This window comes from Anaerotaenia torta (genome assembly GCF_050433395.1).
GTDB classification, from domain to species: Bacteria; Bacillota; Clostridia; order Lachnospirales; family Lachnospiraceae; genus Mobilitalea; species Mobilitalea torta.
The window spans coordinates 637359-649898 of record NZ_JBNPXH010000001.1; the positions used below are offsets into that span (position 1 = coordinate 637359).

The 12540-nt window shown below is 46.8% G+C and carries 18 protein-coding genes; 10 read left to right on the plus strand and 8 right to left on the minus strand.

Annotation, left to right across the window (positions count from 1 at the left end; translation table 11 throughout):
- Positions 1–67: 67 nt before the first annotated feature.
- From HNQ56_RS02730 to HNQ56_RS02750, 5 genes are all read left to right on the plus strand, one after another.
- Positions 68–346 carry a type II toxin-antitoxin system Phd/YefM family antitoxin gene (locus tag HNQ56_RS02730; RefSeq protein WP_429142514.1) on the plus strand — a complete coding sequence of 93 codons (279 nt, stop codon included), beginning with the start codon at positions 68–70 and terminating at the stop codon, positions 344–346.
- Positions 343–654 (plus strand): type II toxin-antitoxin system RelE/ParE family toxin, encoded by a 312-nt coding sequence (locus HNQ56_RS02735; protein WP_429142517.1) that lies wholly within the window; start codon positions 343–345, stop codon positions 652–654. Before HNQ56_RS02730 ends, HNQ56_RS02735 begins: the two co-directional genes overlap by 4 nt.
- A gap of 139 nt (positions 655–793) precedes the next feature.
- Positions 794–1339: an RNA polymerase sigma factor gene (locus tag HNQ56_RS02740; protein WP_429142519.1), complete on the plus strand. Its 546-nt coding sequence runs from the start codon at positions 794–796 to the stop codon at positions 1337–1339.
- A complete protein-coding gene (locus HNQ56_RS02745; RefSeq protein WP_429142522.1) occupies positions 1332–2198 on the plus strand; it encodes a hypothetical protein in 867 nt (288 codons plus the stop codon). The genes HNQ56_RS02740 and HNQ56_RS02745 overlap by 8 nt, the downstream gene beginning before the upstream one ends.
- 229 nt (positions 2199–2427) lie before the next feature.
- A complete protein-coding gene (locus HNQ56_RS02750; protein ID WP_429142525.1) occupies positions 2428–2625 on the plus strand; it encodes a hypothetical protein in 198 nt (65 codons plus the stop codon).
- Here the strand turns inward: HNQ56_RS02750 and HNQ56_RS02755 are convergent.
- The 4 genes from HNQ56_RS02755 to HNQ56_RS02770 all read right to left on the minus strand — a co-directional run bounded on the left by HNQ56_RS02755 (position 2622) and on the right by HNQ56_RS02770 (position 3996).
- Positions 2622–2954 carry an RNA polymerase sigma factor gene (locus HNQ56_RS02755; protein ID WP_429143008.1) on the minus strand — a complete coding sequence of 111 codons (333 nt, stop codon included), beginning with the start codon at positions 2952–2954 and terminating at the stop codon, positions 2622–2624. The two genes, HNQ56_RS02750 and HNQ56_RS02755, sit on opposite strands and share 4 nt — an antisense overlap.
- Before the next feature lie 94 nt (positions 2955–3048).
- Complete coding sequence (locus HNQ56_RS02760) at positions 3049–3459, minus strand: hypothetical protein (protein ID WP_429142528.1); 411 nt, start codon at positions 3457–3459, stop codon at positions 3049–3051.
- Entirely contained in the window at positions 3452–3625 is a 174-nt protein-coding gene (locus HNQ56_RS02765; RefSeq protein ID WP_429142531.1) for a hypothetical protein, read from the minus strand. The genes HNQ56_RS02760 and HNQ56_RS02765 overlap by 8 nt, the downstream gene beginning before the upstream one ends.
- The gene (locus HNQ56_RS02770; protein WP_429142534.1) at positions 3613–3996 is read right to left on the minus strand and encodes a PadR family transcriptional regulator; all 384 of its coding nucleotides are present in this window, start codon (positions 3994–3996) and stop codon (positions 3613–3615) included. The genes HNQ56_RS02765 and HNQ56_RS02770 overlap by 13 nt, the downstream gene beginning before the upstream one ends.
- A 262-nt stretch (positions 3997–4258) precedes the next feature.
- On the opposite strand from HNQ56_RS02770, the gene HNQ56_RS02775 reads away from it, so the two are divergent.
- A complete protein-coding gene (locus tag HNQ56_RS02775; RefSeq protein WP_429142536.1) occupies positions 4259–4462 on the plus strand; it encodes an RNA polymerase sigma factor in 204 nt (67 codons plus the stop codon).
- Complete coding sequence (locus HNQ56_RS02780; RefSeq protein WP_429142538.1) at positions 4459–4863, plus strand: carbohydrate ABC transporter permease; 405 nt, start codon at positions 4459–4461, stop codon at positions 4861–4863. Before HNQ56_RS02775 ends, HNQ56_RS02780 begins: the two co-directional genes overlap by 4 nt.
- 94 nt (positions 4864–4957) lie before the next feature.
- On the opposite strand, the gene HNQ56_RS02785 is transcribed toward HNQ56_RS02780, so the two are convergent.
- The gene (locus tag HNQ56_RS02785) at positions 4958–6394 is read right to left on the minus strand and encodes an alpha-helical endospore appendage domain-containing protein (protein ID WP_429142540.1); all 1437 of its coding nucleotides are present in this window, start codon (positions 6392–6394) and stop codon (positions 4958–4960) included.
- Between the two features lie 14 nt (positions 6395–6408).
- On the minus strand, positions 6409–7491 hold the full coding sequence (locus tag HNQ56_RS02790; protein ID WP_429142542.1) for a glycosyltransferase: 1083 nt from the start codon (positions 7489–7491) through the stop codon (positions 6409–6411).
- 114 nt (positions 7492–7605) lie between these two features.
- On the opposite strand from HNQ56_RS02790, the gene HNQ56_RS02795 reads away from it, so the two are divergent.
- The 3 genes from HNQ56_RS02795 to HNQ56_RS02805 are packed head-to-tail and all read left to right on the plus strand — an operon-like array spanning position 7606 to position 11001.
- Positions 7606–8757 (plus strand): glycosyltransferase family 2 protein, encoded by a 1152-nt coding sequence (locus tag HNQ56_RS02795; RefSeq protein WP_429142545.1) that lies wholly within the window; start codon positions 7606–7608, stop codon positions 8755–8757.
- Between the two features lie 24 nt (positions 8758–8781).
- Entirely contained in the window at positions 8782–9879 is a 1098-nt protein-coding gene (locus tag HNQ56_RS02800) for a BclA C-terminal domain-containing protein (RefSeq protein WP_429142547.1), read from the plus strand.
- A 15-nt stretch (positions 9880–9894) separates the two neighbouring features.
- The gene (locus HNQ56_RS02805; protein WP_429142550.1) at positions 9895–11001 is read left to right on the plus strand and encodes a BclA C-terminal domain-containing protein; all 1107 of its coding nucleotides are present in this window, start codon (positions 9895–9897) and stop codon (positions 10999–11001) included.
- 135 nt (positions 11002–11136) lie between these two features.
- On the opposite strand, the gene HNQ56_RS02810 is transcribed toward HNQ56_RS02805, so the two are convergent.
- Entirely contained in the window at positions 11137–11844 is a 708-nt protein-coding gene (locus HNQ56_RS02810; RefSeq protein ID WP_429142553.1) for an ABC transporter permease, read from the minus strand.
- On the minus strand, positions 11841–12521 hold the full coding sequence (locus tag HNQ56_RS02815; RefSeq protein ID WP_429142556.1) for a fluoroquinolone export ABC transporter permease subunit: 681 nt from the start codon (positions 12519–12521) through the stop codon (positions 11841–11843). Before HNQ56_RS02815 ends, HNQ56_RS02810 begins: the two co-directional genes overlap by 4 nt.
- Between the last annotated feature and the right edge of the window lie 19 nt (positions 12522–12540).

A 12540-nucleotide genomic window follows, 5' to 3' on the forward strand; every position in this document is an offset into this window, starting at 1 on the left:
AAGCGGTTGAATATATAGACATATTATGATATTATATGTCTATATAGAATTGAGATGAGGTGATAATATGGAACCAAAAATCAGACCGTCGGCAGATTTAAGGAATCATTACAATGAAATCGCTAAACAGTGCAAGGAATCAAGGGATGCGGTTATTATTACCGTAAACGGACGGGGCGATACCGTAGTTCTGGGGTTACAGGATTACTATCAGATGAAATATGAGCTGGAACTACTCAGAACACTTGCAGAGGCGGAAGATGATGTGAAACATGGCCGTGTGGCACCAATGCAGGATTCCTTTGATGATCTTCGTGCATCCTTGTTAGAGAGGAAGAATGGATGAAATATAAGCTATTACGAACGGATAAAGCGGAAGAGCAACTCCGTGAAATTATATTTTATATTGCAGATGATTCTGGCAGTATTGATATTGCGCTGGGATATTTGAATAAGATTGAAAAAGCAATCAGTCACCTGCAGGAATTTCCTGAGTCAGGAAGTGTTCCCAGATATTCAATTTTAAAGAAGCAAGGCTATAGAGTGGTAATTGTTGAAAGGCATCTTGTGTTTTATAGGATAAATGAGACAGATAAACTTGTTACGATATATGCTATTATGGATGGGAGACGAGAATATCGTAATTTGTTATAAGAAGAGTAAAAAGCATTCGGAATGAAACTGGATGCTTTTTTTGATGAAGAGGCATGAAAAAAATTATGAACTGAATTATGAACTGCTAAAACCTTTTCCGTTTTACAATCGTGTTATCAGTGAAAGGGGGTTGAACCTTATGGAAAATGTGTCCTTGCTGCGCGCGAGCGAGGGACAAAAGAATTGCCCGAATCCTCCTGTCACACGGGCAGGAGAAGAGGTACAGGCAATTTATAACCGCCATGCCGAGACGGTTTACCGTGTCTGCTATTCTCTGACGGGGAACCTGGCGGATGCCGAGGATGCCACACAGGCGGCCTTTATAAAGCTGATGAGGGACCAGACACCGTTTGCTGATGAAGAACACGAAAAAGCCTGGCTCATCACAACCGCAAGAAATCAGTGCAAGGATATTCACCGGCAATGGTGGCGTAAGAAGGTTGTCGCACTCGATGAGACAACAGAGGCAGCTGCTTCGGATAAAAGCAATGCAGGATTTGTAACAGATGCGCTGATGAGGCTCCGGCCGGAGATGAGGCTTGTTCTGTATCTTCATTATTATGAGGGGTATAAGCTGGCGGAGATATCCTCTATGCTGGGGCTTAACCTGAATACCGTAAAGAGCCGCATCAGAACCGCAAAACAACGCCTTAAAATGGAGTTAGGAGATGATTATTATGAATAAAAAGGAACTGAACGAAGCCTTTGAACGCATGAAGCCCGATCAGGAACAGAAAATGCGGATGCTCAGAGAGATAGAGACGCAGGGACGGTCAGAGCGTCCGGCAGGGAAGGGGAGAAAGACCCGGAGGAGCCTGTGGATCAGTGCGGCAGCTGCCTGCCTTGCTCTGGTATTTGCGGTTGTATTTATCTTTCCCCCGGGTAAGGAAACCGTGGCTCTTGCATTATCCGTCGGCAGTCCCGATGTTGACAGCAAGGTGAAGCTGACGAATGATCATAATGCAAAGGATGGGAGTACTTCCGTCAGCAACATAAATGCCAGGCCCGGACTGGAATTTTACATTGAAGGTAAGGACATCGCCAAAATTGAGGTTTCCTGTGAAAATGAATTTCTGTATGTGGTCGACTGGACGAAAACCCAGCAGGAAAAATACTGGAATCCGGAGGTGTACCAAAAGTTTGATGAAGAGACGCAGCAATCTATATTTTACCCCGAGCTGCTCTATGACAAAGCCTGTGAGCTGACATTTCCGCAAGACTTTGATGCATATGATGAAATATGGTACCGCTGGGAGGCGCGGAATCTGTATGAGTGGGCCAGCGCGGATAATTTCTCTCATTTTCAAGGCGTGGGAATTGATGTGAAATACGCTACGGAGGAGGATAAACTGAAAGCGGCAGCGGGGAATTCCAGCGCCAACGGGCATATTCTGCTGGACGGTTATCCGGTGGATAAATTAAGCGACAATATCCATATAACTATCACAGACAGACAGGGAAACATAGTCACTAAGACGATAGTAGTCACCGTCAGCAATAATGAAATAGGTCAGACAGTGGTCACTGCCAATCTGGAGGATTGATTTAGCCTCCGCGGCAGAAAAGCCCATAGCCGGGGGACAGAGTGTAAAACATGCTCTGTCCCTATTTGTTGTTCCTGCAAGGAAATCAAAGAAATAATATTTTTTTGTGAACAGCTCCAGGTTGACCCCAGGCGGTAAAACCGAATAATTGAAAAGCACGAATTTGTTTTTCTTAATTCGTAAATAATAATCTTATGTTTCTGCAAAACAGAGAAAGTGGAAAAGTGATATGGAAATTATTTTTGAGATTATTTATACCGTTTTACTTGAAAGCTGGGTTGAGAGCCGGAAAGCGAAAAATAAAGCAGTCAGCACAAGAACACAGAAGGTAATCTCCGTAGTGATAATGATTTTCGGAATGCTGATAATTGCCGCGCTTTTCCTTGGAGTTGCTGTTTTGTTTGAGAGGCTGTTTTTTAAAAGCTAACGATACCGCAATACAAAGTATGCTTTGCAGCAGCCAGCCTCTTCCATTGCGGAGAAATGTTTCTGCTTTCTTAGCAAATCAAATACTTTGTTTCTGGTGATCGTCATGAACCATGCGCGTCCATTCCCTTTGGCCTGATATGACCCGCAATGGCTCATGATGGAAATGAAAGTATCCTGCATCGCATCCTCTGCAATATTCTGACTCCCGGATAATTGCAGCGCATAAAAGTATACGGGCCGTTTCATCCCGTTATACAGAGCTTCCAGCGCCCCGTCATCCCCTTGGGCAATTCTCGTAATCAGATGGTCTATATCGTGATTTGTCATGTTCACATTTGCGGGACCTCCTTTCCTCTATAAAATAGAAACGCTGGAGAAGGAAAATATATTGGGTTTTTAAAAATTTTTTTGCGCACCCTTCTTAATCTTTAGAATACTCTTTTCCAACAAGCCAATCTTTTGATATCTCCGGGTCGTCAAAATATCGGATTGTCTCTGCCAAACCGCATTTTGCTTCCCGCAGATGTCCAATTATTTTTTTGAACACCTTTTTTGAGCATCCGACAAGGGCCATTTTTGAAACCCTCGGACTGATATGAATAATATGCTGCGACAGCTTTAGGATCATGCTGTCTGTGAAATTTGTTTCGTATAAATCGATCCATACATACCTTCCGCGCAAGGAAGAAGATAAGATAAACTTTTCTTCTGCGTCTATTATTTCGGATAACCTGCCCAGATTATCCCGATAGCTGCCGTAGTGCAGCGGATGTAATTCGCCGCCTTTGTAATAGTATGGACACAGGCTTCCGCTGGGAGATTTTTTAAGCAAAATAATCCCTCCCCGCCAAGGATGTTAATGGCTTTCCGGCCCGGATGTGCTGACACCATCGGATGGATTCCTGTGTGACACAGATTCCATAATAAAGCGTGGATAACTTATAGTAGCATTCCTCTTTATTCTCCAGATTCTCAAACTCCTTTTCTAAGTACTGCAATTTGCGAAGGTAATTGATATTATTGATCTCATGCTCCAGAAGCTGCGCAGATCGGCAGGGAGCTTGTCGAAAAAATACACTTTTGCCAGGTGGGTATTGGCGCCATCCATCACATTCATGGATGAAGTAAGCCATTCATTAAAGAACCTTTTCCCATCTTCGGTAATACGATAGAATTTTTTCTGCCTGCCACCCTGCGGTTTATCATACATAATCAGGCAGTCCTTATCCGTCAATTTTCTCAGTGCGGGGTAGATACTTCCAAAGCTTGCTTTATAAAATGTGCCTATCCCATTTTCTATAGACTTTTTAATATCATAACCTGTTAAATCGTCACTAAAAACCATACCTAAGATTAAGTATTCCAACATAACATCATCACTCCGTTCGATATATCGTTTAGATATATTATAGAATTGTTGTTTTCTCCTGTAAAGAACTAATTTAAGAAGTAACTGTAGAATTTAATGTTATGGTAAAAAACCGTATGGAAAATGTAATAGAAAAAAATTAGGGTGTAAGATATCATTATAAAAGGGTAGTTAATTAGTAACCGAACAGAAAGATCTAACCTAAATAAGCAGAAAAGCTGCATCCGTCAAATTATAAATATATTATACGGGGGTGATGGTAATGGAAGATAGTAAAATTATCGATTTGTTCTTTGAACGTTCCCAGCAAGCGGTTATGGAATTGTCGGCAAAATATGAAAAGTTAGTATTTAGATTTGCTATGAATGTACTAAGGAATAACGAAGATGCTTTCGAATGCGTCAACGACACCTACCTTGGAGTATGGAATACAATTCCGCCGCAGCGGCCTTATCCTCTATCATGAAAACACGTTTTGCTTCCATTTCCGAGAGTCTGGAAGAATCAGCAAAGATTGACGGGGCCAATGATTTTAGAATTCTTTTCAACATCACCTTGCCGCTCTCCCTTCCGGTCATTGCCGTAATGGTCCTGTACTACGGAGTTGACCGGTGGAACGGCTGGTTTTATGCCATGACCTTCATCAGTGACAGAAGCAAGTATCCTTTGCAATTGATTCTACGGGATATTCTGATTGAGAACAGCACCGAAATGATGCAGGGAATGGGAGATATCGAGAGGGCCAATGTTGCTGAAACCATCAAATATGCCATTATTATGGTGGCAACGCTGCCCATTATGCTTGTCTATCCCTTTCTGCAGAAGTATTTTGTAAAGGGAATTATGTTGGGCGGAGTGAAATATTGATTTAGAAGATAGACGGAGGCCGCTGCAAAATGGAGTTATATTTCTTCTATTTTGCAGCGGCCTCTCTATTTAAGACGGAACAGCGATATCTGTATTACTGGCATACAATTGATAACTGAGCCTCTCTGACCCGGCAGGCACCGGGGTTAAGCAGGCAGAGGGAAAGGTATACATCTTCCTGATATCCATAGGTCGATAGCAGGAGATTGCCGGAGGAAACCGTAAGGGTTGAGGCACATGCGTTATTCGGGCTATAATAGGTGAACAGGTCTCTCTTATCGCCATTGGCCGAAGTCAACGTCAGGCATACAACAATATTTTGTCTTACATTTCCCGCGCAAATATTAATGCAGAAGGAAATATTATAATATCTGTTCGGCGCAAGGCGTATTCTGCCGCTATCGGAAGAATCATAGGAAATACAACCGTCTGTTATAAAATCAGCTTCCCAAGGGAAAGGAGTCGAGCATCTCCACAGATAATTGGAGTCGGCTTCCTCAAATGCGCCCAGAATGATCGGGCAAGTTCCGGTGGCCCCGGTAGCTCCAGTAGCTCCGGTGGCTCCAGTCGCGCCGGTGATTCCGGTAGCGCCGGTAGCGCCAGTGGCTCCGGTAATGCCGGTGGCTCCAGTAGCGCCAGTCGCGCCAGTGGCCCCGGTAGCTCCGGCAGCTCCATCAGCACCAGTGGCACCAGTAGCTCCAGTCGCGCCGGTAGCGCCAGTAGGTCCGGTAGCTCCGGCAATGCCATCAGCGCCGGTAGCGCCAGTAGGCCCGGTAGCACCAGTAATGCCGGTCGCACCAGTGGCCCCGGTAGATCCGGTAGCGCCGGCAACGCCATCAGCGCCGGTAGCGCCAGTAGGTCCGGTAGCGCCAGTGATGCCGGTAGCGCCAGTGGCACCAGTAGCGCCAGTCGCGCCGGTAGGTCCGGTGGCCCCGGTAACACCATCAGCGCCGGTAGCGCCAGTAGGTCCGGTAGCCCCGGTAATGCCGGTGGCGCCGGTAGGTCCGGTAGCGCCAGTAGCGCCGGTAACTCCATCGGCACCGGTAGGTCCGGTAGCCCCATCAGCGCCGGTAGCGCCAGTGGCCCCAGTAGCACCAGTGGCTCCGGTAGCGCCAGTGGCCCCAGTAGCGCCATCGGCTCCGGCTACGCCAGTAGCACCAGTAGCCCCGGTAGTTCCTCGCGGCCCGGTGGCTCCGGTAGCCCCAGTAGGTCCGGTAGGCCCTGTGGGACCGATTCCGCTGTCGATGAAATCCAGAACACGTTCCATTTTATTCTTTAGAAAGACCTGGTTCTGCATCAGAACATCCATTAAAGATTCTACGCTTTTATTTACAGCCAGCACATTATCAAGGGAATCGCCGGATCCTATATTCTCTTGTAATTCGTTTAAAATAAATTGAATTTTCTCTCCTTCCGCATTGATGATATGGCTGAAAGCAAGCTCTTCCAAGGCAATGGAGGCCAAAATCATATTAAGCGCTTTTTCCCTTGTGATCTCGGGGCTTATATTTGGAAATGTGGGCATTGACATAATAATTACTCCTTTCACGGGGTTTCTAGCTTGGTTTTAAAATATGCTTGATTATTCAACGCGGATATGGAATCGGGCTTAAGCAGAAGCGCCCGGTTATTATATTCGTTTGCTTTTTGGTAATCTCCCAGACGGTCATAGCACACGGCACATTCAATCAAGGGAATGTATCCCCAGCAGTCATGCTGCAGGAATCCCCAGGAATCCGACGGCTCCTTCAGGCTTAGAATAAAGTCAAACCAGAAGGCGGCCCGCTCATAATCCTGTTTTTCCTGATAGTAGTAACCTATTTTGCAGCAAAGCTCTGCCCGGGGAAGATCATAGGCAAAGCTGCGCAGCATTGCCAGGAGTGATTTTTGGGAATGACCGAGCCTCCGGTAGCATTCGGCAAGCTCCCCGCAGGCGGCAATATTATCCTCCTTCCAGCCCAGTCCGGAATCCAGAAAGGCCTCGAATTGGACGACTGCATCCGCATTCCGGCCATGATCCTTCAGCTCCCGGGCATAATAATAGGTACCGCGGGGTGACAATATGGTTCCTTTTCTTCTGGCATCCTCGTAGATATCCAGATTTCTCGATGCGTGCCCTGTTCCCGGAAATTTACCGTGGGTGACAGCAATTTCTGAATTGATAATGGTGCCGCCGATACTTAAGTATTCGTGGACAGGCTCCATCCATCGAAAACCGCACTCTCTTTTGGACAGCCGTTCCCTGTAATAAGAAAAGACCGTATTGCCCCACAGGTCAGTTCCGGTATGATATCGGAACATTACGGCGTTGACATTGGGGTCAAGATTTTTCTTTAGCTCCATGAACTGGGCGCAGTCCGCCGGGAGCAGGATGTCATCGGCATCCAGCCACATAATGTAGTCGCAGGTTGCAAAGCTGTAGGAATAATTGCGGGCTGCTGAAAAATCGTCGATCCATTGGAAATCATATATTTTATCGGTGTACCTTGCGCATAGTTCTTTGGTCCGGTCCGCAGAGCCGGTATCTACTATAATAATCTCATCCACTGCATTGCAGACGGAATTCAGACATCGTTGAATAGAAGCTTCTTCATTTTTAACAATCATGCATAAGCTGATGGTAATCATAGTTCACACTCCTGAAGAGTAGATTGAGTATTTCATTACATCATATGTAGCATTTTGGCAGTTGGTGATGAACGGAAGGAAATTTAGTAACAATATGGAGGGATTTCTCATAATATGTTATTGACCTACAGAATAGGAGAGGATGAAAGCATGAGTACCATCAGCCTGTGCATGATCGTGAAGGATGAGGAGAAGAATATAAGGCGCTGCCTGGAAAGTGCCAGGGACATAGTGGATGAAATCATTATAGCGGATACCGGTTCCTCGGACCGAACAAAAGAAATCTGTCTGGAATACGGAGCAAAGGTCTTTGATTTTGAATGGAAGGATAATTTTGCGCAAGCGCGCAATTTTAGTATAGAGAAGGCATCATCGGACTGGATTTTGTGGATGGATGCTGATATGGAGTTACAGGTCAGAGAAGGGGAATGCCTGAAGGATTACCTGGAAAAAGAGAAAAAGAGTGTCTACTCTGTAAAAATGCTGCATGTAAGCGGAGCCGAGTCCCTTATAAAGGGCCAGTATTACACTTCCTATAATTATCTGCTGTTCCGTAACGGATTGAATCTGCATTTTCAAGGTTCTATCCATGAAAAGCTGGTATTTGACCTGGATAAGGAGGAAGAAGGGATATGCGGCGTTCTCGGAATTCTTCACTATGGTTATTCGGATGAAGCAATAGCGGGGAAGGCAATTCGCAACCTGCGGCTGCTGGTCAGAGAACAGGAAGAAGGCAGTAAAGATCCATGGCTTGATTATCACATTGCAGCCGAGCTTTATCGGCTGAAGGAGACGGATGAAGCCTTGCTCAGCCTGGATAAGGCCATTGCAAGGTTTCTGCTGCAGGGTGTGTTACCGCCTGCTCTGATTTACAGGTTAAAATACGAAATATTGCTAAGGTCGGATAGAATAGAGATTGCCTTCCAAGGGATAGAAAAGGCCGTGGAGCTGTATCCTGATTATGTGGAGCTTCATTTTCTGCGGGGCATCCTTTTATACCGCCGGGAAGAGTATGAAAGAGCCATCAAGGCTTTTATTTATTGTATTGTACTGGGGGAAGAGAGTCCCGGCTATCTCATAAAAGCGGGAAGCGGAAGCTTTTACGCGTATTATTATATGGGAGAATGCTATACCAAATTGGGATTTCAGGAAGCCGCACAGGAGGCGTACCGTCAATCTGCTTTATGGAATCCGGAATTTGAACCGGCAAAAGCAAGACTGAAGGGAGAAGAGATAGAATTAACCAGCCAAGAGATCTATTTATAGAGAGGAAGTGTATTTAATATGTCTATGCCTAATTTTCCGGTAATCAGTCCGCCAATCACACGGGAAGATGCTGTGAATCAGATATTGTCCTCTATCGCCATGGAGGAACTGGGTTTAAGCCATATCATTAACGCGGAAGGTGAGAAGCTTCAGTATATTATCGGAACCCTGCCAGGTATCAGCGGACCGCCGGCGACGGTGGATGATGTGCTGGCGGCCAATGACAGCGTAAGATCCATGCTGGATACCATCACACAGAACCAGCTGTTTTATAAGAACAAGATGCAGGCGGCCCTGGCATCCTCAGAGATGCAGGGGCCTACGGGAGCGACGGGAGCGACGGGAGCCACCGGTCCGTCCGGAGGCCCTACCGGTCCGACCGGCCCGACGGGAGCCACAGGGGCCACGGGAGCAACGGGAGCGACGGGAGCAGCGGGCGCCACCGGCCCGGCAGGCGCCACTGGCCCGACGGGAGCCACGGGGGCCACAGGAGCTGTAGGTCCGGCAGGAGCTGTAGGCCCCACGGGAGCAACGGGAGCCACCGGAGCAGCAGGAGCAACGGGAGCAACGGGAGCCACTGGGGCAATTGGTCCCACGGGTCCGACCGGAGATACCGGCCCGACGGGAGCCACAGGGGACACGGGAGCAACGGGAGCGACGGGAGCCACCGGAGCCACCGGCCCGACTGGCCCCACCGGCCCTACGGGTACCAATGTTACGGATACTTCGGCCTTTGCAGCCAATACTACTGGTGTATCCCTTACGATAATTTCTGCCGGAACCGTAGTACCGCTTCCCAACGACCAGATACTGCCTACAGGAATCACAGTAAATGGAACCAATGATACCTTTACTATCGCAACACCGGGGCGTTATAGGATATCCTACCATGTCAATACTGCAGTATCCCTGATATTGGGAACAAGATTGCTTATAAACGGAACTCCGCTGGTACAGTCTACTATTACACCGGTTTTGAGTTTGTCCAATTTTTCCAATGAAATATTATATGATATTAGTGCCAATGATACCGTATCGCTGGAGTTATTTGGTCTGGCCGGAGCAGTGGTTTTATTGGGAGGTTCCGCAGGTGCTTCATTGATGATCGTCAGGTTAAGCTAGAAGGAGGGAATGTATATGTCACAACCCAGCTTTCCCACAATCAGCCCCCCTCTTGACCGAGGGGATGCGATAAATCAGATTATATCCTCCATAGCATATGAGGAGCTTGGATTAAGCCACATTCTCAATGCGGAGGGGGAAAATCTGCAATTTGTACTGGGGTCCCTGCCTGGTTTGACCGGAGGGAATGCAACCTATGAAGAAGTAGTGGATGTAAATGGAAGTGTTCAGGATATGCTGGACAGTGTTCTTGGAAGCCAGTTGATGCTGAATTCCAAGATGGCCGCAGCTCTCCAGGCACCGGTAATTCCGGGGGTAACGGGAGCCACGGGAGCGACGGGAGCCACAGGCCCCGCCGAAGGAGCTGCCGGAGCCACCGGAGCCACAGGTCCTACAGGAGCCCAGGGCTCCACGGGAGCGACGGGAGCCCTGGGACCGACAGGTCCGGACGGAGCCACAGGTCCGACGGGAGCCGCGGGAGCCCTGGGGGCCACAGGTCCGGACGGAGCCGCGGGAGCGACAGGAAGCACGGGGGCCACAGGGCCCACGGGAACCGCGGGAGCCCTGGGAAGTATAGGGCCTACGGGTCCCACGGGAGCCACGGGAGTTGCCGGAGCGACAGGAGCCACAGGTCCTACGGGAGCCGGAGGGCCCGTCGGAAGCGTCGGCCCTACCGGACCGACAGGCCCGACAGGAGCCCCCGGTCCTAATCTGACAGCCACGGCAGGATATGCGGTAAATACTGCAGGTTCGACAATTAGTGTTGCATTGGGGGCAACAAATGTCCCCCTGCCGAGTGTGCAGCTATTATCACCGGACATTACGGTAAATGGAACTGACACGGTTTTTACAATTAATACGGCAGGACTGTATCGAATTTCCTACCATATTAATACGACCCTTGGCCTGTTATTGGGGTCCCGGCTGCTGATCAATGGATCACCCAATACGGCATCGACGATAAATCCGATTGTTACCTTGTCGAACTACTCCAATGAGATAGAGATTAACCTGGGAGCAGGAGCTACCGTAGCCCTGCAGATGTTTGCATCGATTATAGGCGCTGCCGTTCTGCTGAACAATGCCGCAGGAGCTTCCTTGATGATAATACGTCTGAGCTAATTCCGCCGTGCGATTTTGGCCGGTGTGATGACTGCAAGTGCTATGCCGGCAGATAACCCGCAACTGGAAAAAGATATGATACACTAACGGAAATAGCCTTATACGGTGATAAAGATTATCCCATGGTCTAACGAGTTACTTTTGGATAAATTTTCTTGATAGAAGGGTAATCCAAAGCACCGCAAATAAAATTGAAATAAATAATGCGAAATAATTACTTGATTGTATCGCTTTTGCCATCCAAAATGATGGCAAAAGCGATAATATATATTGCATTTTTCCAGTTATAAAATATGGAGCAAATGCTCCTAAATTGAAGATCGTTACCATTTTCCCAACCGCCATACCTTCCACCTTATTTGTGGATAGAGTGACAATAAGCAGAGCTATGACAACACCTTGAATCGTTCCGGCCAGTGCAATACCTGTAAGAATCAGCATATTTGCTTGGGAGAGATGGAAAAATGCTGACACAAAAATGCTGGCAGGGAATGAAATAAGCCCTATAGCCCCCAATCTTGACAGCAAATATCCTGTTTTCCCCAAAGGTGTAACGGCTAAATAGGAAATCAGATGATCGTCCGCTTCTTCCAGCATTACCATGGCAACAACGTAATTGAACATGGATGGTGTTAGAATTATTAGAAACAAGTCAAACAACCTATAATAGGGAGCTAGAACTTCATTTATGCCCAAATAACCAGTTATCAGCTCCTCTATAACAGGGATAATAAACCGAAAAAAAATTCCTGCAAGCAGAGGAACAAAGGCAATTATTATAAGCATAGCATCATGCTTCAACTGTCGCAGCACCTGCGAAAAGCAAATATAAATCGCTTTCATAAGGTAATCCCTCCAAGACTTCTCCACATTTTCGTGGTTGTCCGTTGAGCAATCATGAATAAGCAAATGATTATAATTAGCAGCATAGAAATATCATACAGGGGATTCAGGCTGCTATTTGAGATTAATGCAATGCTGCCGTTCAAAGGATACCACCGCATGATGACGGATGGGGCAAGCAAGAACAGGATGGGCGGTACAAAGCAAATAAGCTCCAGCGGAACAGTCATAATGATATACTGATTCAGACTGTTTATTTTTGCCGCTGCAATTAAGCCCAATAAAGTGAAAATCATTGAAGTCAGCGCCGTTGCAAGTAAGACCTCCGGAATATTTCTAAGCCTTGCCATAAATGCAAGTACCAAAGACACCAGTACAGAAATCAGCATTAGAGATACTATCTTTGATATTATATACTCTATGACTTTTACAGGAGAAACGGCCAAAGCGTTTAATACCCTTTGACTTTTTTCTAACAACACAATCGCGCCCATAAAGAAAAGTCCCATTGCCGCAGGGTCGGAATAAATCATAATGCTTACTGCTTTTTCACGCCATGCCTCCGGAAAGATGAAAAGCAAGAAAACATACAGGGTACAGAACACGATATAAATAAAGTAAAATCCATATTTAAACTGAAAATGAATATCTCCGAGTATTAGTTTTATAATTCTCATTGCAATGTCCTCCCTGTTA

Excerpts from the sequence above, each read along its gene's own strand:
- HNQ56_RS02780 (WP_429142538.1), top strand. The coding sequence starts at position 4,459 with ATGAAAACACGTTTTGCTTCCATTTCCGAGAGTCTGGAAGAATCAGCA.
- HNQ56_RS02750 (WP_429142525.1), top strand. The coding sequence starts at position 2,428 with ATGGAAATTATTTTTGAGATTATTTATACCGTTTTACTTGAAAGCTGG.
- HNQ56_RS02775 (WP_429142536.1), top strand. The coding sequence starts at position 4,259 with ATGGAAGATAGTAAAATTATCGATTTGTTCTTTGAACGTTCCCAGCAA.
- HNQ56_RS02745 (WP_429142522.1), top strand. The coding sequence starts at position 1,332 with ATGAATAAAAAGGAACTGAACGAAGCCTTTGAACGCATGAAGCCCGAT.
- HNQ56_RS02790 (WP_429142542.1), bottom strand. The coding sequence starts at position 7,491 with ATGATTACCATCAGCTTATGCATGATTGTTAAAAATGAAGAAGCTTCT.
- HNQ56_RS02800 (WP_429142547.1), top strand. The coding sequence starts at position 8,782 with ATGCCTAATTTTCCGGTAATCAGTCCGCCAATCACACGGGAAGATGCT.
- HNQ56_RS02740 (WP_429142519.1), top strand. The coding sequence starts at position 794 with ATGGAAAATGTGTCCTTGCTGCGCGCGAGCGAGGGACAAAAGAATTGC.
- HNQ56_RS02795 (WP_429142545.1), top strand. The coding sequence starts at position 7,606 with ATGTTATTGACCTACAGAATAGGAGAGGATGAAAGCATGAGTACCATC.
- HNQ56_RS02735 (WP_429142517.1), top strand. The coding sequence starts at position 343 with ATGAAATATAAGCTATTACGAACGGATAAAGCGGAAGAGCAACTCCGT.
- HNQ56_RS02810 (WP_429142553.1), bottom strand. The coding sequence starts at position 11,844 with ATGAAAGCGATTTATATTTGCTTTTCGCAGGTGCTGCGACAGTTGAAG.
- HNQ56_RS02785 (WP_429142540.1), bottom strand. The coding sequence starts at position 6,394 with ATGTCAATGCCCACATTTCCAAATATAAGCCCCGAGATCACAAGGGAA.
- HNQ56_RS02730 (WP_429142514.1), top strand. The coding sequence starts at position 68 with ATGGAACCAAAAATCAGACCGTCGGCAGATTTAAGGAATCATTACAAT.
- HNQ56_RS02815 (WP_429142556.1), bottom strand. The coding sequence starts at position 12,521 with ATGAGAATTATAAAACTAATACTCGGAGATATTCATTTTCAGTTTAAA.
- HNQ56_RS02770 (WP_429142534.1), bottom strand. The coding sequence starts at position 3,996 with ATGTTGGAATACTTAATCTTAGGTATGGTTTTTAGTGACGATTTAACA.
- HNQ56_RS02805 (WP_429142550.1), top strand. The coding sequence starts at position 9,895 with ATGTCACAACCCAGCTTTCCCACAATCAGCCCCCCTCTTGACCGAGGG.
- HNQ56_RS02755 (WP_429143008.1), bottom strand. The coding sequence starts at position 2,954 with ATGACAAATCACGATATAGACCATCTGATTACGAGAATTGCCCAAGGG.